The organism is Roseivivax sp., assembly GCF_054552075.1.
In genome coordinates this window covers 19319-41023 of record NZ_JBTOLZ010000010.1, presented here as the reverse complement: position 1 = coordinate 41023, position 21705 = coordinate 19319, and the positions used below count along the sequence as shown (strand labels likewise).

Genomic DNA, 21705 nt, shown 5'->3' with positions numbered 1-21705 from the left:
CGGTAAAAAGGGCCCAGAGAGACGAGGATGTGCCCCATGACCGACCAGAGCCCCATGCCCGGCCAAAGCGCCTATCACTTCGAGGTCATGCGCCGCGCCATTGCGCTGGTCGACGAGATGGGCCCGGCGGCGCGGCTCGACGAGCTGGCGCGCGAGATGTCGATGAGCCCGGCGCATTTCCAGCGGGTCTTCTCGGAATGGGCGGGCGTCAGCCCGAAGCGCTACCAGCAGTATCTGACGCTGGGCCACGCCAAGGCGCTGTTGCGCGAGCGGTTCACCACGCTCGAGACCGCCCATGCGGCGGGGCTCTCGGGCAGCGGGCGGCTGCACGACCTGTTCCTGCGCTGGGAGGCGATGAGCCCCGGCGACTACGCGCGGGGCGGCGCCGGGCTTGCCATCGACTGGGCCGAGGTCGACAGCCCCTTCGGCCCGGCGCTGGTCATGGCGACCGAGCGCGGGATCTGCGGCATCGCCTTCACCGCCGAGACCGGCCCCGAGGTCGCCATGGATGACATGCGCGGCCGCTGGCCCGAGGCGCATTACCGCGAAGCCCCCGAAAGGCTTGGCCCCATGGCAGGCGCGGTCTTCGGCGCGGGCGGCGAGGTGGCGCTACACCTCATCGGGGCGCCCTTCCAGATTAAGGTCTGGGAGGCCTTGATGCAGGTGCCCTCGGGCCATGTGACCACCTATTCCGAGATCGCCGGCGCCATCGGCCACCCCAAGGCGGTGCGCGCGGTGGGCACGGCGGTCGGGCGCAACCCGATCTCGCTGCTCATTCCCTGCCACAGGGCGCTGCGCAAGTCGGGCGGATTGGGCGGCTACCACTGGGGGCTGCCGGTCAAGCGCGCGATCCTCGCCTGGGAGGCGGCGCGTTCCGAAGCCTGAGCCCTTTCGGCGGCAAATCGCCGAGGATAACCGGAATGTTTTTGGATAACACGGAACCCCGCGCATATCGTCCGGCTTGTTCATGCGTAATCCAACGCGATCACGGACGAGGAAATAATGATCCGAGCGAAGTCTTCCCTTCTTCTTGCGAGCGCCGGTCTTGTCGCGCTGACCGCCTGCGCGCCGCTCAACGACCCCAACAACCCCAACCGCCAGGCCCAGACCGGGGCGCTGATCGGCGCGGGCGTGGGCGCGCTGGCCGGTGCCGCCGCCGGCAATGACCCCGAAGAGCGCCGCCGCAACGCCGCCGCCGGGGCCCTGGTCGGTGCCGCGGGCGGCGCCGTCATCGGCAACCGCCTCGACAAGCAGGAGGCCGCGCTGCGCCAGCAGGTCGGCAACGACAACATCGACATCCGCAACACCGGCGAGCGTCTGATCGTGACCCTGCCGCAGGATATCCTGTTTGCCACCGACTCGACCGCGGTCAGCCCCGGGATCCAGGGCGACCTGATCGCCGTGGCGCGGAACCTGCAGCAGTATCCCGACACCAACGTGCAGGTGGTCGGCCATACCGACAACACCGGCGATGCGGCCTACAACCAGGACCTCTCGCAGCGCCGCGCGCAGGCCGTGGCCTCGATCCTGACCTCGAACGGCGTGCCGGGCTTCCGGATCAACACCATCGGCCGGGGCGAGGACCAGCCGGTCGCCTCGAACCTGACGCCCGAGGGCCGCGCGCAGAACCGCCGCGTGGAAATCGTGATCCTGCCGACGGCCTGAGCGCCGCCGCAAAAGGACTGACGCGAATGGGATGCGCCGCGGCTTGCCGCGGCGCATTTTCGTTGTAGCTGGGCCCGGGACGGAAAACCGACGACCGAAAGGCCCTCCGACCCATGTCCGACCTCACGCTCCTGACGATCTCCGGTTCGCTGCGCCGGGCCGCCACCAACCGCAAGCTCGCCGCCGAGGCGGCGCGCCGCTTCGGCCCCGCCGAGGTGCAGGTGGCGGACCTCGATCTGCCGCTCTACGACGGCGACCTCGAGGAGGGGCAGGGCATTCCCGCCAAGGTGCAGGCGCTGGCCGATGCCATCGCCGCGGCGGATGCGGTGGTGATCTCGACCCCGGAATACAACAAGGGCATCTCGGGCGTCCTGAAGAACGCGCTCGACTGGGTGAGCCGCACCGAGGGCAACCCCTGGCGCGACAAGCCGGTGGCTCTGATGTCCTCGGCGGCGGGGCGCGCCGGCGGCGAGCGGTCGCAGAACATGGCGCGGCTCTGCCTCAACCCCTTCCGGCCCCGGCTCCTGCCCGGGCCCGAGGTGATGATCGGCAGCACCTCCAAGGCCTGGGACGACGAAGACCGGCTGGCCGACGAGCGGGCGGGCAAGCTGCTGGACGAGCTGATGGGTGATCTGCGCGCCCTGGCCGAGGCCGGGCGCGGCTGAGGCGCCTTTGCGCCCGGGCGGGCGGTCGGGCCGCATCGCCGGGGCGTTTGGTTGTGAAAAACGGACGGGATGTGCCGGGCCCCACGGCCCGGCGGCCCCTCAGTAACCGGTGCCGGTGATCACCACCCGCACCGTGCGGACCAGGATGCGCAGGTCGGTCCAGAAGGAGAGCGCCCGCAGGTAGGCGCTGTCGAAGGCCGCGCGGTCGACAAAGCTCGATTCGTTGCGCACCGAGGTCTGCCAGAAACCGGTGATGCCCGGGCGCATCGCGTAATAGGCCGAGCCCGGGTAGAGCCGCGCCTGCTCCACCATCATCGGGCGCGGGCCGACCAGCGACATCTCTCCCTTCAGCACGTTCCAGAGCTGCGGCAGCTCGTCGATCGAGCTTTTGCGGATCACCCGGCCAATGGCGGTGATGCGCGGGTCGCGGCGGAGCTTCTGGCTGCGCTCCCATTCGCGCGCGGCCTCGGGGTTCTGGGCGAGATAGGCGCTCAGATGGGTCTCGGCGTCGGGCACCATGCTGCGCAGCTTCAGCATCCAGAACACCCGGCCCTCGCGGCCGAGGCGCTTCTGGTAATAAAGCGGCGAATGGCCGTCGCGGGCGATCAGCAGCATCAACGGCAGCACGATCAGCAGCGCCGGCAGCGCCGCGACCAGCACCAACGCGATGTCGAGGCCGCGCTTGAGCAGGTGCCGGTAGAGCCCGCCATGTCGCGCCGCGCGGCGCGGGGTCAGCCGGTCGCCCTCGAAGTCGGAAATCGGAAACTGGTTACGCAGGTGAATCGTCACTGGAAAAAATCCCCGTACTTGCCTCGTGGCGAGGAAGAGCGCAGGCGGGACGGTTACGGCGCGTCCCGCGTCGATTGCGATCTCCATCGCGTGTCAGGTGAAGCACCGGCCCCCCAGGTGCGGATCGTCAAAGCGGCGACAATGTGGCGACCGCCTGTCCAAAGGTTAAAAGATTGGGGCGAAAATTAGTCAATAATGTCAGAACTGAGGCGGCGGCCCTCGGGTGCCCTTGGGGCAGGTCGACGCGCATCTTCAGGATGTGCGTTTGCGGGGCGAGACACGTCTTGAATGTGAGATGTGACGTCGTGCGACGCGCGGTCCGATCCGTCACGCAGCCCCGATCCGGGGCTCATTGTTTCCGAATTGATCTGAATAACGGGTGTTCTTCCCAAAAACCCGCCCCGATTGTTCTCGTATGCGGGGCAATCGCCCTGCGGCGGGCGAACGCGCAGCCCCGCCGCCCAACTCTGCGCCCCGCGCCGCGGGGCAAGCGCTGCCCCGGTATGCCAGTTGCCGAAACATTCACGAAAATATTTTCTCGTCCCGTGGAAGGATTTGCCCACTCTGCGCCGCGCGGCACCAATCCTCGCCTATCGGAGGCATTGTTCGCGTAGGCCCTGCCACAATTGATTTGATTCGCCGCGCGCCCGCCGAGGGCTTACATGGCGAGGAGTTGCGCCGGCCCCTTTGCGGCTCTATCTCCCGCCCGACGCGACGATATCGGAGGGTGCATGGCCATTCATCTCTACCAGGGCGATCTGCCCGACGGGCTCGACCTCGGCCGCGAGGTCGCCATCGACTGCGAGACCATGGGGCTCAACCCGCATCGCGACCGGCTCTGCGTGGTGCAGCTTTCGGGCGGCGACGGCGACGCGCACCTCGTGCAGGTCGCCAAGGGCCAGACCCGCGCGCCCAACCTCGAGCGGCTGCTGACCGACCCCGAGGTGCTGAAGCTCTTCCACTTCGGCCGCTTCGACATCGCCGCCATGCAGCATACCTTCGGGGCGCTCGCCGCGCCGGTCTATTGCACCAAGATCGCCTCGCGGCTGGTGCGCACCTATACCGACCGGCACGGGCTCAAGGCGCTCCTGCAGGAGCTTCTGGGCATCGACATCTCCAAGCAGCAGCAAAGCTCGGACTGGGGCTCGGAGAGCCTGAGCGCGGCGCAGCAGGAATACGCCGCCTCGGATGTCCTCTACCTGCACAAGCTGCGCGACAAGCTGAACGAGATGCTCGAACGCGAGGGCCGGAGCGAGATCGCCCAGGCCTGCTTCGACTTCCTGCCGATGCGCGCGCGGCTCGATCTCGAGGGCTGGCCCGAGACCGACATCTTCGCGCATTCCTGACGGCCATGGCGCGCGGGCAGGGCACCTATTCGCAGGTCGTGGCGGGGCTGAAGGTCCTTCTGCCGCTGATCGCGCTCGGGCTGCTGTCGACGCTCTTCCTGTTCTCCCGCGACACCGATCCGACCCGGAACCTGCCGGTCTCCACGGCTGAAAGCCTGAAGGACCGCGAGTCGCAATCGGCCAGCGGCGCGGTCTATACCGGCGTCGCCGAAAACGGCGCCGAGGTGACCATGCGCGCCGCCGCCGCCCGGCCCGACCCGGCGGGGCCGAACGGCATCCTGGCCGATATGTTCGACGCCACGCTGGCCTTTCCCGACGGCAGCCGGATCGACCTCTCGGCGCCCTCGGCCAGCATGGACAACGGCGCGGGCGCGGCGAAATTGACCGGCGGCGTGGTCATCGACAGCTCGGCGGGCTACGTCATGCGCACCGACAGCCTGACCTCGGCGATGAACCGGGTGGAGATCGAAAGCGGCGGCCGGGTCGAGGCCGACGGCCCCGCCGGCCGGCTCACCGCGGGGCGGATGCGGATCACCCCGGCCGAGAGCCCGGAGGCCGAAGAGGGTGATGTGCAACTGCTTTTCACCGACGGCGTTCGGATGGTATACGAGCCGCAACAACAGGAATGAGTGCGACCCGATGGTGATGTTCCGAGCCCTGGCCCTCCTGGCCTGCATCCTGCCGCTGCCGGCCCTCGGGCAGGGCGCCGAGGTGGCCTTCGGGACCATGCGGCAGGACAGCTCCCTGCCCGTAGAGGTCAGCGCCGACCAGCTTTCCGTCGACCAGTCGAGCGGCACCGCCGTCTACACCGGCAACGTGGTGATCGGGCAGGGCGACATGCGGCTGGCCGCGCCGCGCGTCCTGGTGGTCTACACCGAGGGCGCCAGCCAGATCGAACGGCTCGAGGCGACCGGCGGGGTGACCCTGGTCTCCGGCGAGGAGGCCGCCGAGGCCGAGCGCGCCGATTACAACGTCGCCCAGGGCACCGTGGTCATGGTCGGCAACGTGCTTCTGACCCAGGGCGAGAACGCGCTGACCTCCGAACGCATGGTGGTCAATCTCGACGACGGCACCGCCCAGATGGACGGCCGCGTGCGCACCGTCTTCCAGCCCGAAGAGGACACCACCGGCGAAGGTGGCGGCCAGGCGGGGGCGCAATAGCATGGCGCGACCCGAGCTGAGCGTCGCGGAGGGGCAGGCGGGCCTCTCGGTCGCGCATCTGCGCAAGAGCTACAAGAAGCGCGTGGTGATCCGCGACGTCTCCATGTCGCTGAACCGCGGCGAGGTGGTGGCGCTTCTCGGGCCGAACGGCTCGGGCAAGACCACGACCTTCTACGCCATCGCCGGGCTGGTGAACCCCGAGGGCGGGCAGGTCACCATCGACGGCCAGGACGCCACCTACCTGCCGATGTATCGCCGCGCGCGGATGGGTATCGGCTACCTGCCGCAGGAAATGTCGATCTTCCGGGGCATGTCGGTCGAGGACAACATCCTGGCCATCCTGGAAATCTCGCTCAAGGATCACTCGCGGCGGCGCGAGCGGCTCGAGGATCTTCTGGCCGAGTTCTCCATCGAACACCTGCGCCGCGCCCCGGCGCTGGCGCTTTCGGGCGGTGAGCGGCGCCGGGTCGAGATCGCCCGCTGCCTGGCCGCCGATCCGAAGTATCTGCTGCTCGACGAGCCCTTCGCGGGCGTCGATCCGATCAGCGTCGGCGACATCCGGCACCTGGTCGCGGACCTCAAGACCCGCGGCATCGGGGTGCTGATCACCGATCACAACGTGCGCGAAACCCTCGAGATCGTGGACCGCGCCTATATCCTGCACGACGGCCAGGTGCTGATGTCCGGCTCGCCCGACGAGGTGGTCCGCAACGAGAACGTCCGCAGGGTCTATCTGGGCGATTCCTTCCGCATCGGCTGAGCCCAGCGCGGCCCGTCCGTCAAGCTCCGGTTTCATTTGACAGAGCGGCCGAAGAAAGCCTCAAATGGGGCCATGACGCCGTGCACCTTCGCCACAACAGACCGAAGGGCCCCTGTAACAGGGACGGTCGACCACAAGCTGTCGGCACCGCGTCAACGTCCGGCCCGTCCGTCACCCGCGACCTAGCCCCCGGCGCCCTGCCGAGGGGGGACCGAGCCAATAACCAGAAGGACACGACTCCATGCGCTACCAGATTTCCGGAAAACAGATCGACATCGGTGCCGCCCTGCAAAGCCACGTTCAGACCGAGCTTGGCGTGACGGTGGAAAAATATGCCGGTCGGCCGACGGATGCTCAGGTGGTGTTTTCGAAGGCGGCGCACGAGTACATCTGCGAGGCGACCGTGCACCTTTCGACCGGGCTGACCTGCACGGCCAAGGGCCGCGCCACCGAGATCTACGCCTCCTTCGACGCCGCGACCGAGAAGATGGACAAGCAGTTGCGCCGCTACAAGCGCCGGCTGAAGGACCACCACAAGGAACGCACGAGCCCGGTTGAACTCATCGGGGCGTCCTCGTATATCCTCGCCGGCAACGAAGACACGGCAGAGGAGAGCGCGGAGCCCGACTCGCTCCAACCGATCATCGTCGCCGAGATGGAGACCAAGATCCCGTCGCTCTCGGTCGGAGAGGCGGTCATGCAGATGGAACTGGCCGGGGCGCCCGTGCTGGTGTTCCGGAACGACAAAAAAGATGGTGTTAACGTTGTGTATCGCCGGGATGACGGAAACATCGGCTGGATCGATCCGTAAGGCGACAGAACCAGGTTCACTCCCAGGGCGGCAGGCCGCCTGAGCAGAAAAGTCAGACAGATGAAATTCGTTGATCTCCTCGTGCCGCAGGCGGTGAAGGTTATGGGTGCTTCGTCCAGCAAGAAGCGCGTCATGCACGACCTCGCCGATGTTGTCGAAAGCGCCTATGGCATCGCCGCGCCGCAGGTGGTCGAGGCGCTGATGGAGCGCGAAAGCCTGGGCTGCACGGGCGTCGGCCATGGCGTCGCGCTGCCGCACGCCCGGCTTCCGGGCATCCACGAGGTCAAGGGTGTCTTCCTGCTGCTCGAGAAACCGGTGGATTTCGACGCGGTCGACCGCCAGCCGGTCGACGTGGTCTTCGGGCTCTTCGCGCCCGAGGATGCGGGCGTCGAACACCTCAAGGCGCTGGCGCTGGTCAGCCGCACGCTGCGCGACGCGGCCTTCTGCGGCAAGCTGCGCGCCAATCCCGACGCCGGCAAGCTCTACACCATCCTGACCGAGGCGCAGTCGGTGCAGGCCGCCTGAAAGCCCGCGCCTTAGAGACAGATCGCCCCGGCCGCGCGAGACGCGGGCCGGGGCGATGCTTTTCTGGGGGGTGGTTTTGGGGATCGTGGCGCCGCTCTAGCGGCGGTGTCCGTGTGGGACGTGACGCGGCGTTTGAACGCTGTCGTGCTCGCGAAGGCGCTGCTTTTGAGCGGATTGCTCCGCAGGCAGTGGTGATGCTTCTGATGCGTCGCAGCGCAGGCGGCGAGGATACGCTTCTAGTCAGCGCCACTCCGCACGCGCCTCACCCCCAGTCGGAAAACCCGAACATCGTGTAGTCGCGGGCATAGGCCTCCTGGGCCAGGGCCTCGAGCGTGTCGTCATAGACCTGCGCCAGCCCGAAGGGTGCCTGGGTGGGCCGCGGCTCGGGGTCGGGCGCGGCCTGGCAGCCGACCTGCAGCGCCAGGGCGGGCAGATAGGCGGCCATCTCCTCTTCGCGGATCACCATGTCGGGAAAGGTGAACTCGGCCATGCCCAGGAGCGTCTGCGATTGGCTCGCCCAATGGCCGTCGGTGCGGATCGGCGTCTGCCCGGCGAGGTTCGCCTTGCAGAAGCGCAGGAAGCCGGTGAATGCCTCGCGGTGATCCTCGAGGCTGTAGTCGGCGGGATCCTCCTTCAGCGGCAGCCCGTAGGTCTTGACCAGATGGGCGCGGATCTTGCCGAAACTGCCCGGGCCCGTTGCCAGGATCTTGGTGCAGAAGGCGTCATGGGCGCGGGCCAGCGGGTGGCGGATCACCGTGAAGCTGCGGTGCCCGGGGCGCGCGCGCTTCCAGTGCCGGAGCGTGTTCTGGCTGAACTTGGTGACCAGCGCGTCTTCCTCGACACCGTCGAGCGCGGCGAGCCAGGCCGTGACCGCCGCCTCGGGCCCCGAGCGGATCGGCATGTAGAGCAGGTGAGCGCGCGCCGCGGCGACATAGCTCGGCACCAGCGGGCCGCGCCGGGGCTCGAAATTCGGCGTCCGCGCGAGGTTGAACCCGTCGAGCCGCACCAGCGCCTGCTCCATCTCGGCGTAGTTCTCGACCTTCTCGGAGAGCGGCTTGGGGTTCTGCACCTTGAGCGAGCGGTCCAGCGCCTCGAGCCGCTCGGGCACCCCGAGCCAGGCCGCGAGGCCGTTCATCACCTCGAGGTCCTGCAGGTCCTCGTAGGCGATGTAGAAGGCGGTCTGCCCCGAGCGCTGCAGCGCGTTCAGAAGCCGCACCTGGAAGCCCTGCTGGGCGGCGAGATGCGCCTCGAACTCGCGCGGGTCGAAGCGGGCCTTCTCCTCGCGGCGGCGGCGGACGTTGGTCAGCTTCCACTGGCCCGTCTGCTGGGCGATCTTCCAGCTCACGTAGGAGTCGACCGGGTTGCGGGTCAGCACGATCTTGGCGCAGCGCGGGTCCTCCAAAAGCGGCGCCAGCACGCGGGGGTCGTGGTCGTGGAAGTAGCGGAAGCCGCCCAGCCCCTGGGTCGCTTTGCGGATCTGCGCGAGCAGGCGCTCGGGCTTGGCGTCGCGCTCGGCGCGGGTGATGCCGAGGATGTCCTCGGAGTTCGGATAGCCGATGAAATGCGGGTTGAAGGCCTCGCCGTGGCAGGTGACCGAGGGCAGGGCGTTCAGGTTGGTCTCGAGGAAATTCGACCCGGTGCGCATCTCGGCGAAGACGACGAAATAGTCGAAGGCGGCGGGCATCGCGGGGCTACTTCCTGACCAGGTAGGGCTTGCGCGCCGGCCGCTGGCCGTGGCGCGGGGCGGGATCGACGGGGAAATCCCCCATCAGGTAGGGGTGCATCCCCTGGTTCTTGAGGTTCTGCAGGAACTGCCCGAAGCCGCTCAGATCGGCGAGCCGGGGCGCCTCGGCCAGCCGCCGGGTGGCGCGCTGGCCGATCTCGTCGATGATGATCTGCAGGGGCTCCATCGGGGCCTCGATGAACTCGGCCATGGTCCAGATGCGGATCCGCGCCTTGGCGTCGGGCGAGCGCAGCTCATCCAGCATCCTGGCCTCGATCTTCTGCAGCGCCGCCGCCTCGGTCCGCAGGTCCGCGAAATCCCGGTTCGACTGGAAGAGCGGCACCGCCCAGGCGCCCGAGATCACCGAGATCTGGGCATTGGGGTCCTGGGCGAAATGCCAGTTGATCTTGGGGTTGTCATGCGGGCCGTATTGAAAGCACTGCCGCTCGCCGCGGGTGTTCCAGACCAGGTTGGTGAGGAAGGCGCGCGGGTTGTAGTCGCGCAGCGCCGCGCTGTCGGGCAGCGCGCCGTTCAGGATGCGCTGGCCGTTGACGAATTCGGCCCGCTCGGGGGCGTAGAGATGGCCGTGCACCTGCGCGCCCGTCGCCCGCGCGAGCCAGGGCTCGAAGTCCTGGAACAGCTCGGTGAAGCCCTGGAAGACCGAGTATTTCCCCGCCGTGCGGCCGTTCTCCCAGCCGTGGTTGGGAAAGCGCGACTGCATGTAGAGGCCGGCCCGCCCGCGGGTCCGCCGCTCCACCGCCTTGGCGAAGATGCGGTCGATCTTGCCGGGGTTGGGTTCGGTGGCGCTGGCCCCGCGCGCGCCTTCGCCCAGGAAGACCTGGTAGAGCCGTTCCGCATGCGGCCAGATCTTCCGGGCGACAAAACAATCCGAGCGCCGCAGGAGCTGCAGGTGATCGTCGTAGAAGATGTGTGGCTTGCCCTGGAAATCGAACTTCGACAGCGTCAGCGAGCGGCTTTCGATATTGGTCGAATAGAGCCGCGCAAGGGTCTGGAAGTAGCTCTCGTCGGGGATCCAGACCGAGCGGAAGTAGCGGTCATGCGCGGCGCGGCGCGGGTCCTGCAGGATCGCCGAGAGCGTCTGCCGGGTCAGGCACCACCACTGGCTGCCCATGTGCGGGGTGAGGCCCTCGGGGATGCGGCGGCGGTAGCCCACCGCGCGCTGCAGCTCGACGAAGCGGTCGAAGAGATACCGCTGCCGCCGCCAGGAAAACGGGAAATGCATGGTGAAGCGCTCTTCGTCCAGGCCGCCGACGGTCCAGGGCACATCGGCGGTGGTGGCGCTTTCGATGAAATCGGTGCGCGGGCGCTCCTCGAGATAGGCGATCAGCTCCTCGACCGGACGCAGCGGCAGGCAGGAGCCCGAGGCCAGGTAGACATGGCGCACCTCGGGATGCGCCGAGAGCATCAGCTCGCTCGCGTCCTGGCTGGCGCGGACCAGCGCCCAGCTGCCCCAGTTGCAGGTGTGCCGGCGCGAGAAGCGGATCAGCCCGTCGTCGGCCAGCGCCTCGCGGAAAGCCGCGAAGGCGCGCTGCGGCACCTTGCGGTCGACGTGGATGACCACCGGGCAACCCGCCCGCGTCCAGTGCCGCGCCACCTGTTCGGCGCGCCCCAGCGCGGTGTGCACCAGCATGACGATGCCGACGCTCATGCCCAGTTGCCCTTGGACATGAGGCCCAGGATCTCGAGCTGGCGCCAGTTGATGTATTTCTCGCTCCACTTGCACCAGAGGTCGGGGTTGTCCTTCAGCCCGTCCGCATAGGCGAGGTATTCCTTCGAGCCGCCGTAGTGCTGGCGGCGGTCCAGCTCCTCTTCGGCCTTGGCCGAGAAGGTGTCGAGGAACTTGGTGTGCAGCAGGATCCCCGAGGCCTTTTCGCCGCCCCATTCGTCGTAGACGAGGTTCAGCCCGCGCGGCAGCAGGTTGTGGGTCGAGCTGACATAGGCATAGCGCCGGTCCCATTTGACCAGCGGGATCTTGTTGAGCGCCGGGGCCCGGGCGGGCTCTTCGGTGAAGAACATCCGCGCCCGCGGCCCGCCCTGGATCCAGAGGTTGCCGAACTTGGGGTTGCGGGTGATCGCGTAGTTGCCCGCGTCGAACCAGGAGGCGATCTCGAGCGGGTCCTGCCCGGGCGCATAGGGTTCGGCGTCGATCCGCCCCTTGGGATACATGTCGAGAAGCATCGCCCCGAAGGACTTGATCGAGGAGGCGTCGAGCCAGTCGGTCAGCGCCCGGATCGGCCGGGTGTCGCAGAAGGGGTACAGAAACAGCTCGTCGGGATCGACCACCAGGCACCAATGGCCGTGCCCGTATTTCATCTGCAGCCAGTTCAGCCAGTCCACCCCGAAGCGCGCGCGCTTGTAGCTCTTGGGCGTGGTCCAGACCGAGACATCGGGCTGATCGGCGAGGTAGTCGAGCGAGCCGTCGGTGGAATCGTTGTCCACGATCAGGAAGTGATCGACGCCCATCTCGCGGTAGTATTTCAGGAAATACGGCAGCCGCAGCGCCTCGTTGCGCTGGGTCGAGAAGAGCAGGATGTCCGAGGGGTTGATCCGGTCGGTGCGGTTGGCGATGGCGCGCAGATCGCGGCGCTTGCGGAAGGCGCGGATGCGCCAGCGCCGCCGCTGCAGCCTCAGCCGGTATGATTGCCAGACGCCCAACTGCTGCCTCGCCTTATGTCCCGTGCCTCGTGACGGCCTGGCCGTCCGCTTATCGGCGGCTATCAGACGTGGGTTAAGACGATCCTGAAATGGTCGTCCCAGCCGGGCGGGCGCCAGGCCCCCGGCCGGTCATCCCGGTCGCCGTTCCGCGTCGCGGCCCCTTGGGCCAGCCGCATTATCTTGTCGTGCCAAAGATAACCCTCTGCCACATCTGCGTAAACGGCCTTGTCGCCCAGGACCTCGCGCAGCACCGGCAGGCTGTTGCAGAGAACCGGCACCCCGAGGGCCGCGGCCTCGGCGGGGGGGAGCCCGTACCCCTCGGCGAGGGAGGGGAAGAGAAGCCCGCGGCTCTCAACCAGCAGGGCCGCGACCGCACCGTCGGGCAGGGCGCCCAGCTCGTGCACATGCGCCGGGCGGGCGTCGAGCCGGGCGAAGACCTCGGCGTTGCGCCAGCCGCGCGCGCCCAGGATCAGGAGGTGCGGCGCCTCGGGGCCATGCTCCTCGGTCAGCCGCGCCCAGAGGTCGAGCAGGAAGCCGTGGTTCTTGCGCGGCTCGATGGTGCCGAGCGCCACGAAATAGGGCCGTGTGGTCCAGGGCCCCTCGGGCGCCTGCCCCGGGCGCGGCAGGGTGACGCCCAGAGGGGCCGTCACCACGTTCTCGCGCCGCCCGGTATGGCGGGCGATGTCTTCGGCGGTGGCGTGGGAATTGGCGATCAGCAGGTCCGCCTCGGCGCAGGCCCGGTCGAGGAGCGCCTGGAAGCGCGGCACCGTGCCGTCGCGCTGCATCTCCGGCAGGTCGAGCGGGATCGTGTCGTGGATCATCACGGCAATGCGCAGGTCCCGCACCGCGCGCAGCCCCGCGACGGTCGCAGCCGTGAGGTTGCTGTGCCCGACGTTGAGATAGGCGCTGCCCACGGGCAGATGCCGCGCCAGCATGGGGCCGAGCGCGCCTTTCCGCGCGCGGTCGAGGGCCAAGGCGCGATGCGCCTCCTCCGCCGCCGCGCGGGCCGGGTCGCCGCGCCGGGCGAGCCGGGCCAGAAGGCCGGGCCGGACCTCGGGCGGGGTGTCGAGCCGCGCCGCGAAGGCCCGGCAGCCGGCCGCGTCCAGAAGCAGATACCCCAGCGCCGTCCGCACCAACCCGAAGAGCGGCACCGGCGCGGCCAGGAGGTGATCGAGATAGGCCCGTTCGACCCGGTCCACGCCGGTCATCTGCCGCCCCGCGCGGCTGGTCAGCCGCGTGAGGTCGAGGCACCGGGCCGGGGGCTCAGCGCGTGTAGCGGCCGTGTTGCTGCCAGCGCCAGGCATCTTCGATCATCCGGGTCAGGGTGGAGCGCCGCGGGGTCCAGCCCAGTTCCTCGCCCGCGCGCCGCGAGCCCGAGACAAGCTTGGTCGCATCGCCCGCGCGGCGCGGGCCTTCGGTCATCGGCACTTCGCGGTTGGTCACCGCGCGGGAGGCCTCGACCACTTCGCGGACCGAGAAGCCCGAGCCGGTGCCGAGGTTGAAGACCCGGCTGGCGCGCCCCTCGAGAAGCCAGTCGAGCCCCAGGAGATGCGCGTCCACCAGGTCCGAGACATGCACGTAGTCGCGGATGCAGGTGCCGTCGGGCGTGTCGTAATCGGTGCCATGGATGGTCAGCGCCGGGCGTTTGCCCTCGATCGCCTCGAGCATGACCGGCACGAGATGCGTCTCGGGGCGGTGGTGCTCTCCGATCTCGCCCTCGGTGTCGGCGCCGGCGACGTTGAAGTAGCGGAAGATCACCGAGCGCAGCCCATGCGCGGCCTCGAAATCGCCCAGCATGTCCTCGATCGCGCGCTTCGACTTGCCGTAGGCGTTGAGCGGCTCCTGCGGGGTGTCCTCGTCCAGCACGACGTTGTCATGCTCGCCGTAAGTGGCGCAGGTCGAGGAGAAGACGATGCTGCGGCAACCGTGGTCGACCATGGCCTCGAGAAGGTTCAGCGCGCCCAGCGTGTTGGTGCGCCAGTAGCGCCCCGGCTCCTGCATCGCCTCGCCGACAAGGCTGAGGGCGGCGAAATGCAGGACCGCGCTCGGGCGATGGGTCTCGAAGGCGCGGTCGAGTCTGGCCCGGTCGAGAAGGTCGCCCTCGGCCAGCGGCCCGAACTGCACCGCGTCGCGCCAGCCGGTGGCGAAATTGTCGAAGGTTACCGGGGTGTGGCCGGCCCGCGCGAGCGCCTTGCAGGCGTGGCTGCCGATGTAGCCCGCGCCGCCGGTGACAAGAACCGTCTCACCCATGGATCAGCCGATCTTGCCGTCGGCGACCATCCCGTCGAGGAAGCCGCGCAGATCGTCCTTGAGGTCGGGGCGGCTGAGACCGAAGGCCACCGTGGCCTGCAGGAAGCCCGCCTTCGAGCCGCAGTCGTAGCGCTGGCCCTCGAAGCAGAGCCCGTGCACGCCCTCGCCGTCGATCTCTTGCGCAATGGCATCGGTGAGCTGGATTTCCCCGCCCGCGCCGGAGCCCAGCTCGTTGAGATTGTCGAGCACCTTGGGCGTCAGGATGTAGCGCCCGATCACCGCCAGGTTCGAGGGCGCCTCGGCGGGCTTGGGCTTCTCGATCATGCCGCGCACCGAGACCAGCGGGCTGTCGCCCCGGTCGGCGTCGAGGATGCCGTAGGCGCCGGTCTTCTCCTCGGGCACCTCCATGGCGGCGACCATGTTGCCGCCGGTCTCGGCATAGGCCTCGACCATCTGCTGCAGGCAGGGGGTCTTGGCCGCGATCACGTCGTCGGGCAGCATGACCGCGAAGGGTTCGTCGCCGATCAGCTTGCGCGCGCACCAGACCGCGTGGCCGAGGCCAAGCGCCTTGTGCTGGCGGGTATAGGCGATCTCGCCCGACTCCATGTTGGTGGCCTGCAGGATCTTCAGGAGTTCGTCCTTGCCCTTGGCCTCGAGCTCCTGCTCGAGCTGCGGGGCGGCGTCGAAGTAATCCTCGAGCGCGCCCTTGCCGCGCGAGGTGATGAAGATGAACTCCTTGATCCCCGCCGCGCGCGCCTCGTCGATGGCGTATTGCACCAGCGGGCGGTCGACGAGCGTCATGATTTCCTTGGGAACGGATTTGGTGGCCGGCAGGAAGCGGGTGCCGAGCCCGGCGACGGGAAAGATCGCCTTGGTAACGCGGTTCGTCATGAAAGTCTCCTGAACAAATTCACCGATACTTTAGACAGGCTGCAGGCGCATTGCAGCTAGGAACGGCGCCCGCGCGCGGAAAACCTCTCACAGGTTGCGGCGGGTTGCGAGCGCCGCGCGCAGTGTGCCCACGCGGGGGGCAAAGCGCGTCCAGCGAAAGCGCGGCTCGTCGCGCCGGGCGCGGCCGAAAAGCCCGCCGCTCTGCCGCCAGATCCCGTCCGCGCCGAAGCTCATCTGGTGATAAAGCGCGGTCGGGCTGAGGGTGAGCACCGTCGCGGTCGCGCCCTCGGCAAGCGCCCGGCGGGCCTCGGCCTCGCGGGCGCGGCGCTGCCAGGGGCGCCCGGCAAAAAGCCGGTGCGGCGCGCCGGGGCGGGCGGTGAAGGGCAGGAAGCCGGCGCTGGCGCGCGGCAAGGGGCGCAGATGCGGGATTTCGCGGGTCGCACCTTCGCGGATGCCGCGTTCGAGCCCGCGCATCAGCGCCCAGACATCGCCGGGATCAAGCGTGCCGGCCTGCATCGCCCGGAGGAGCCGCTGGCGCTGTTCGGCCCGCAAGCGTTCAAGTGCCGCGGCATGTTTGGCCTCGGGAAGGTGCTTGCGCAGGAAGACCATGGTCGAGGCGCCGATCTCGGTCAGGTCGCGCGGCGTGCGGTCGGCGCGGCGGCGCGGGCTTTCCGCCATGCCGTGATGCACCAGCGCCCGCGGCACCAGCGCGGTGGCCCGGTCCTCGGCGGCGAGCCGCAGGTTCAGGTCGGTCTCGTCGAGGTAGAAGCGGAAGGCATGGTCGAAGCCGCCCATGACCGCGAGCAGATCGCGGCGGAGCGCCATGTTGGTCCCCTCGGTCTTGATCGCCCGGCCCTCGCGCGGTGCCAGGACCACGGGCGCCTCGTCGGCGAGCCGCAGCGGATGGCGGCGGCCCGCGCCGTCCACCGTGGCCGCGCCCCATTGCAGCGAGATGCCGTTGCGCCCGATCACGAAGCCGCCCGCCGCCGCCACCTCGAGGTCGCCGAAGGGCGCCACCAGATGCGTCAGCCAGGAGGGTTCGGGCACCGCGTCATCGTCGATGAAGGCCAGGATCTCGCCCGCCGCGGCGGCGATGCCGCGGTTGCGCGCCGCTGAGATGTTGGGCTGGTCGTATTCCAGACCTTTGACCTCGGCGGCCTTGGCATGGGCCTCGACCGCGCGGAGGCCCGCCGGGCAGGCCACGACCACCACCTCGAGGGGGGCGTAGTCGAGCTGCGCGAGCCCGGTGAGGCAGCGCGCCAGGGCCTCGGGGCGGCCCCGGCTCACCACGATCACGCTGACGGGCAGGGCGGCCATGGCTCAGCCCTCCTTCAGGTCGACCCCGGGCGCATAGGCGATGAAGAAGGGGTTGGCGAAGCCCGGCTTGCCGTAGGTCAGCGGCGTATGGTCGTCGAAGCGCACCACCCGGCCGCCGGCGCCCGCGAGCACCGCCTGGCCGGCGGCGGTGTCCCATTCCATGGTGCGCCCGAGACGCGGATAGAGGTCCGCCTCGCCGGTCGCCACCAGGCAGAACTTCAGCGAGGAGCCGGCCGAGCGCGAATCCTTCACGCTGTAGAGGCCGATGTAGTCGTCGGTCGCCGCGTCGCGGTGGGACTTCGAGGCCACCACCATGAGCGCCTCGTTGTCGGGCTCCGAGACCTTGAGCGGCCGGGTGGTGCCCGGGGTCTCGTGGTCGAAGGGGCCCTCTTCCTCGAGGCTGTTGCCGACGCTGTCGGTGTAGAACATGCGCTTGCGGGCCGGCGCATAGACCACGCCGCGCACCGGCAGGCCGTTCTCGACATAAGCGATGTTCACGGTGAAATCGCCGCGGCGATTGACGAATTCCTTGGTGCCGTCGAGCGGGTCGACGATCAGGAAGGTCGAGACCTCCTGGTCGTGGCTGGCCGATTGCTCCTCGGTGACCAGGGCGACATCGGGGAAGGCCTCGGTCAGACCCGCCGAGATCAGCGCGTCGGCGGCCTCGTCGGCCTCGGTCACGGGGCTGGCGTCGGCCTTGGTCTTCACGTCGAAGTCGTCGGACTCGTAGATCTGCATGATCTTTTCGCCGGCCTCGAGCGCGAGGCGCCGCATCACCTGGGTCAGTTCGGAATAATTCAAACTCTCGCCTTTCCCGCGGCACAATTCCCGCGTTCATTGATTTGAAATCGCCCGGACCTTATGCTCGCCCGCGCCGGGCCGGGCAAGCGTCTCAGCCCGGTTTGAGGAGGCAAGGCAGGCCCCATGTTCGACAAGATCCAAGCGCGCAGCCGCACCGCCGGCGCGGTCCAGATCGCCGAGCTGGTGTTCCACAACGCGGTGCGTAGCGTGCGGCAGGGCCACAACAACGCCATCCTCGCCGTGGTCACCAACATGCTGCAGGCGGTGATCTTCACGCTGGCCTTCTATTTCATGTTCCGGCTCCTGGGCATGAAGGCCTCGCCGATCCGCGGCGACTACCTGATCTTCATCATGTCCGGCGTCTTCCTCTACATGACGCATATCAAGACCATGAGCGCGGTGAAGGCGGCGGGCAACGCGCTGGGTCCGATGATGCAGCACGCGCCGATGAACACCGCGGTGACCATCCTCTCGGCGATGCTCTCGACGCTCTACATCCAGACGCTGTCGCTGATGGCGATCCTCTTCGTCTACGACGCGCTGGTCGAACCGGGCGCGCTGGCCTCGATCCACGATCCGCTCGGCGCCTACGGGATGCTGCTGATCGCCTGGGCCTCGGGGGCGGTGATCGGCATGATCTTCATGGCGCTGGCGCCCTGGGCGCCGACGCCGATCGGGATCCTGACCACGGTCTATTCGCGCGCCAACATGATCGCCTCGGGCAAGATGTTCGCCGCCAACATGCTGACGCCCAAGATGCTGGCGATGTTCTCCTGGAACCCGCTGTTCCACGCCATCGACCAGGCCCGGGGCTTTGCCTTCCTGAACTACTGGCCGCGCAACTCCTCGATCTCCTATCCGCTCTGGGTGATCGTGACGCTCCTGATGATCGGGCTGATGCTGGAGTTCTACACCCGGCGGCGGATCTCGGTGTCCTGGAGTGCGCGGCGGTGAGGGGGCTGCGCTGGCGGTGTTGGGCCCGAGTCGAACAGAGCCCAGGCCGTGGATCTTCTCCCGAAGAATGGAATTTGCGCCACTTGCGCCCGAATAGCACCGAAGGTGCCGGGCGCGCGCCGGACCGGCCCCTTGGGCCGGCGCTCTTGTGGGTGGCGCGCCTAACTCGCCTCTAGCCCTGACCTTGTTGCCATTAAGCGCCTCGCTCAGAGGTCGGCAGCGCCGGCCCCCGGTCCGGGGCGCGCCCTCTGGTGGGCTGGGTGAGAGGGCAGTGGGTACGGAGTGGGGGCTGTCGATGCGGCTTTGCGGGGTGCGGGGCAGGTTGCCGTCGCTTTGCAGAGAGGGAAGTTTGAGCGGCTCGTCGGAGTGGCGGCTGGTTTAGCGGTTTGGCGGGGTCAGATCGGCGCGACGTCGTGAAGCTGGGTCGGTGCGGCCCTAGGGAAATCAGCCCGCCATTACCTCAGACCCCGCCAAAGCCCCCCTCACGTCACCACCCGCAGCGTCAGGTTGATCCGCCCGCCCTTCGGCAGGAGCGTCGAGGAGCCCGGCTTCACCCGGTCCACCCCGTGGTAGCGCAGCCGCGCCTCGCCGCCCATCACGGTCACATCCCCGGAGTTCAGCCACAGCGACTCGGTCTTCCCGCCCCGGGTCTCGTTGCCGATCCGGAAGAGCGCCGCGTCGCCGAGCGAGATCGAGACCACCGGCTGGGAGAAATCGGCCTCGTCGCGGTCCTGGTGCAGGCCCATCTTCGCGCCCTCGCCATACCAGTTGATCAGGCAGCACTCCGGCGCCCGCGCGCTGCCCGAGACGGCCTCCCAGACCGCAAGCACCTCTTCGGGGATCGGCGGCCAGGGCTGGCCGTCCGGATGGCGCGGCTCGTAGCGGTAGCCCTGCCGGTCGGTGACCCAGCCGAAGCGCCCGGCCGCCGACATGGCGACCGACATCTGCCGCCCGCGCGGGGTCACCGGCCGCACCAGCGGCGCGGCGCGCAGGCAGTCGCGGAGCCGCTCGACCAGCAGCTCCTGGGCGGCGCGGTCGAGGAAACCGGGGTAGACGGACATGCCGCGCAGCATCAGGGGCGCGGGTCGGGGATCGCTCATGGCGGGCAGTCTCGCGCCTCGGGCGGCGATTGAAAACCGCCCCTGGCGGCCATGGCCCGCCCTTTCCCCGGACACAGCCCGCCCAGACCCCGGGCGGGAAACTTTGCGCCCCCGCCCGCTTGCAGGCCCAAAACCCCCTTCTTATATACCGCACGACCGCGTGATCGGGGGCGGTGACGCCCCGGGTCAGCGACCGCTATCGGGGCGCGGGGTGCCACAACGGGCCTTCGCCTCGGGTTATCGCCTTGAATTGAAGAAGGGATCGAAATCATGGGTAAAGTGATCGGCATCGACCTCGGGACCACCAACTCCTGCGTCGCCATCATGGATGGCAGCCAGTCGAGGGTGATCGAGAATGCCGAGGGCGCGCGGACGACCCCGTCCATCGTCGCCTTCACCGAAGACGAGCGGCTCGTCGGCCAGCCGGCCAAGCGCCAGGCGGTGACGAACCCCGAGAACACGATCTTCGGCGTGAAGCGCCTCGTCGGGCGCCGGTTCGACGATTCGGACCTCGCCAAGGACAAGAAGAACATGCCGTACGAGATCATCGACGGCGGCAACGGCGACGCCTGGGTCGAGGCCCGCGGCGACAAGTATTCGCCCTCGCAGATCTCGGCCTTCATCCTGCAGAAGATGAAGGAAACCGCCGAGAGCTACCTCGGCGAAGAGGTCGACCAGGCGGTCATCACCGTCCCGGCCTATTTCAACGACCAGCAGCGCCAGGCCACCAAGGACGCCGGCAAGATCGCCGGCCTCGAGGTGCTGCGCATCATCAACGAGCCGACCGCGGCGGCGCTGGCCTATGGCCTCGACAAGAAGGACAGCAAGACCATCGCGGTCTACGACCTCGGCGGCGGCACCTTCGACGTGACCATCCTCGAGATCGACGACGGCCTCTTCGAGGTGAAGTCCACCAACGGCGATACCTTCCTCGGTGGTGAAGACTTCGACATGCGGATCGTCAACTACCTCGCCGACGAGTTCAAAAAAGAGAACCAGGTCGATCTCACCCAGGACAAGATGGCGCTGCAGCGCCTGAAGGAAGCGGCCGAGAAGGCGAAGATCGAGCTCAGCTCGGCCAGCCAGACCGAGATCAACCAGCCGTTCATCTCCATGGGCTCCAACGGCCAACCGCTGCACATGGTGATGAAGCTGACCCGCGCGAAGCTCGAGAGCCTCGTCTCCGACCTGATCAAGGCCTCGATCAAGCCCTGCCAGGCGGCGCTGAAGGATGCGGGCCTCTCGACCGATGACATCGACGAGGTCGTGCTCGTCGGCGGTCAGACCCGGATGCCCAAGGTGCTCGAGGAAGTGACCAAGTTCTTCGGCAAGGAGCCCCACAAGGGCGTGAACCCCGACGAGGTCGTCGCCATGGGCGCCGCGATCCAAGCGGGCGTGCTTCAGGGCGACGTGAAGGACGTGGTGCTGCTCGACGTGACCCCGCTGTCGCTCGGCATCGAGACGCTGGGTGGCGTCTTCACCCGCCTGATCGACCGCAACACCACGATCCCGACGAAGAAGAGCCAGATCTTCTCGACCGCCGAGGACAACCAGGGTGCGGTGACCATCCGGGTCTTCCAGGGCGAGCGCGAGATGGCCGCCGACAACAAGATGCTCGGCCAGTTCAACCTCGAGGACATCCCGCCGGCACCGCGCGGCATGCCCCAGATCGAGGTGACCTTCGACATCGACGCGAACGGCATCGTCTCCGTCGCGGCGAAGGACAAGGGCACGAACAAGGAGCAGAAGATCACCATCCAGGCCTCGGGCGGCCTCTCGGACGACGAGATCAACAACATGGTCAAGGACGCCGAGGAGAACGCCGAGGCGGACAAGAAGCGCCGCGACCTCGTGGATGCGCGGAACCAGGCGGAAAGCCTGATCCACGCGACCGAGAAGTCGATCGAGGAACACGGCGACAAGGTCGACCCCTCGACCGTGGAAGCGATCGAACTGGCGGTGGCCGCGCTCAAGGACGAGCTCGAGAACGACGATGCCGAGAAGATCAAATCGGGCATCCAGAACGTGACCGAGGCCTCGATGAAACTGGGCGAGGCGATCTACAAGGCGCAGTCCGAAAGCTCCGAGGACAGCACCCCGGAGGCCGACAGCTCCGAGAACGGCAACTCGAGCGACGAAGACATCGTCGACGCCGATTTCGAGGATCTCGGCGAAGATCGGAAGCAGGGCTGAGCCCGGTGCGAAACGCATGATCGGGGGCCGGTCCGGATGCCGGGCCGGCCCTTGGCGTTTTACACCGCGTGAAGGAGG

The 21705-nt window shown here is 68.3% G+C and carries 21 protein-coding genes; 11 read left to right on the top strand and 10 right to left on the bottom strand.

Annotated features, from left to right (window positions below; genetic code table 11):
* Window positions 1-36 precede the first annotated feature (36 nt).
* The 3 genes from ACX938_RS09690 (at window position 37) to ACX938_RS09680 (ending at window position 2330) form a co-directional block, all read left to right on the top strand.
* Window positions 37-885 carry a methylated-DNA--[protein]-cysteine S-methyltransferase gene (locus ACX938_RS09690; RefSeq protein ID WP_459430889.1) on the top strand — a complete coding sequence of 283 codons (849 nt, stop codon included), beginning with the start codon at window positions 37-39 and terminating at the stop codon, window positions 883-885.
* 117 nt (window positions 886-1002) lie between these two features.
* Window positions 1003-1665 (top strand): OmpA family protein, encoded by a 663-nt coding sequence (locus ACX938_RS09685; RefSeq protein WP_232753649.1) that lies wholly within the window; start codon window positions 1003-1005, stop codon window positions 1663-1665.
* Between the two features lie 113 nt (window positions 1666-1778).
* Entirely contained in the window at window positions 1779-2330 is a 552-nt protein-coding gene (locus tag ACX938_RS09680; protein WP_459430888.1) for an NADPH-dependent FMN reductase, read from the top strand.
* Between the two features lie 99 nt (window positions 2331-2429).
* Here the strand turns inward: ACX938_RS09680 and ACX938_RS09675 are convergent, their stop codons facing one another.
* Window positions 2430-3119 (bottom strand): sugar transferase, encoded by a 690-nt coding sequence (locus tag ACX938_RS09675; protein ID WP_232753651.1) that lies wholly within the window; start codon window positions 3117-3119, stop codon window positions 2430-2432.
* Window positions 3120-3850: 731 nt separating this feature from the next.
* Here ACX938_RS09675 and ACX938_RS09670 point away from each other — a divergent pair.
* The 6 genes from ACX938_RS09670 to ACX938_RS09645 all read left to right on the top strand — a co-directional run bounded on the left by ACX938_RS09670 (window position 3851) and on the right by ACX938_RS09645 (window position 7722).
* Complete coding sequence (locus ACX938_RS09670) at window positions 3851-4465, top strand: ribonuclease D (RefSeq protein ID WP_459430887.1); 615 nt, start codon at window positions 3851-3853, stop codon at window positions 4463-4465.
* 5 nt (window positions 4466-4470) lie between these two features.
* Complete coding sequence (locus ACX938_RS09665) at window positions 4471-5094, top strand: hypothetical protein (RefSeq protein WP_232753653.1); 624 nt, start codon at window positions 4471-4473, stop codon at window positions 5092-5094.
* A gap of 16 nt (window positions 5095-5110) precedes the next feature.
* Entirely contained in the window at window positions 5111-5626 is a 516-nt protein-coding gene (gene lptA, locus ACX938_RS09660) for a lipopolysaccharide transport periplasmic protein LptA (RefSeq protein ID WP_232753902.1), read from the top strand.
* A 1-nt stretch (window position 5627) separates the two neighbouring features.
* Window positions 5628-6386: an LPS export ABC transporter ATP-binding protein gene (gene lptB, locus ACX938_RS09655; protein ID WP_232753654.1), complete on the top strand. Its 759-nt coding sequence runs from the start codon at window positions 5628-5630 to the stop codon at window positions 6384-6386.
* Window positions 6387-6627: 241 nt separating this feature from the next.
* Window positions 6628-7197: a ribosome hibernation-promoting factor, HPF/YfiA family gene (hpf, locus tag ACX938_RS09650; RefSeq protein ID WP_232753655.1), complete on the top strand. Its 570-nt coding sequence runs from the start codon at window positions 6628-6630 to the stop codon at window positions 7195-7197.
* 60 nt (window positions 7198-7257) lie between these two features.
* Window positions 7258-7722 (top strand): PTS sugar transporter subunit IIA, encoded by a 465-nt coding sequence (locus ACX938_RS09645; RefSeq protein ID WP_232753656.1) that lies wholly within the window; start codon window positions 7258-7260, stop codon window positions 7720-7722.
* 262 nt (window positions 7723-7984) lie between these two features.
* Here ACX938_RS09645 and ACX938_RS09640 read toward each other — a convergent pair whose 3' ends face one another.
* From ACX938_RS09640 to cysQ, 8 genes are all read right to left on the bottom strand, one after another.
* Window positions 7985-9406 (bottom strand): sulfotransferase family 2 domain-containing protein, encoded by a 1422-nt coding sequence (locus ACX938_RS09640; protein WP_459430886.1) that lies wholly within the window; start codon window positions 9404-9406, stop codon window positions 7985-7987.
* A gap of 7 nt (window positions 9407-9413) precedes the next feature.
* Complete coding sequence (locus tag ACX938_RS09635; protein WP_459430885.1) at window positions 9414-11114, bottom strand: DUF5927 domain-containing protein; 1701 nt, start codon at window positions 11112-11114, stop codon at window positions 9414-9416.
* Entirely contained in the window at window positions 11111-12121 is a 1011-nt protein-coding gene (locus ACX938_RS09630) for a glycosyltransferase family 2 protein (RefSeq protein ID WP_459430884.1), read from the bottom strand. The genes ACX938_RS09635 and ACX938_RS09630 overlap by 4 nt, the downstream gene beginning before the upstream one ends.
* A 62-nt stretch (window positions 12122-12183) precedes the next feature.
* Window positions 12184-13329, bottom strand: coding sequence for a glycosyltransferase family 4 protein (locus ACX938_RS09625; RefSeq protein WP_459430883.1), 1146 nt, complete (start codon window positions 13327-13329; stop codon window positions 12184-12186).
* Between the two features lie 55 nt (window positions 13330-13384).
* A complete protein-coding gene (gene galE, locus ACX938_RS09620) occupies window positions 13385-14371 on the bottom strand; it encodes a UDP-glucose 4-epimerase GalE (protein WP_459430882.1) in 987 nt (328 codons plus the stop codon).
* A gap of 3 nt (window positions 14372-14374) precedes the next feature.
* Entirely contained in the window at window positions 14375-15262 is an 888-nt protein-coding gene (gene galU, locus ACX938_RS09615) for a UTP--glucose-1-phosphate uridylyltransferase GalU (protein ID WP_459430881.1), read from the bottom strand.
* A gap of 87 nt (window positions 15263-15349) precedes the next feature.
* The gene (locus ACX938_RS09610) at window positions 15350-16579 is read right to left on the bottom strand and encodes a glycosyltransferase family 2 protein (RefSeq protein WP_459430880.1); all 1230 of its coding nucleotides are present in this window, start codon (window positions 16577-16579) and stop codon (window positions 15350-15352) included.
* A 3-nt stretch (window positions 16580-16582) separates the two neighbouring features.
* Complete coding sequence (cysQ, locus tag ACX938_RS09605; protein WP_459430879.1) at window positions 16583-17380, bottom strand: 3'(2'),5'-bisphosphate nucleotidase CysQ; 798 nt, start codon at window positions 17378-17380, stop codon at window positions 16583-16585.
* Window positions 17381-17503: 123 nt separating this feature from the next.
* Between cysQ and ACX938_RS09600 the strand changes: the two genes are divergently transcribed.
* Window positions 17504-18334: an ABC transporter permease gene (locus ACX938_RS09600; RefSeq protein ID WP_459430878.1), complete on the top strand. Its 831-nt coding sequence runs from the start codon at window positions 17504-17506 to the stop codon at window positions 18332-18334.
* A 482-nt stretch (window positions 18335-18816) separates the two neighbouring features.
* On the opposite strand, the gene ACX938_RS09595 is transcribed toward ACX938_RS09600, so the two are convergent.
* Entirely contained in the window at window positions 18817-19434 is a 618-nt protein-coding gene (locus tag ACX938_RS09595) for an alpha-ketoglutarate-dependent dioxygenase AlkB family protein (RefSeq protein ID WP_232753666.1), read from the bottom strand.
* Window positions 19435-19704: 270 nt separating this feature from the next.
* Here ACX938_RS09595 and dnaK point away from each other — a divergent pair, with 270 nt between their 5' ends.
* Complete coding sequence (dnaK, locus tag ACX938_RS09590; protein ID WP_459430877.1) at window positions 19705-21627, top strand: molecular chaperone DnaK; 1923 nt, start codon at window positions 19705-19707, stop codon at window positions 21625-21627.
* Window positions 21628-21705: the final 78 nt, after the last annotated feature.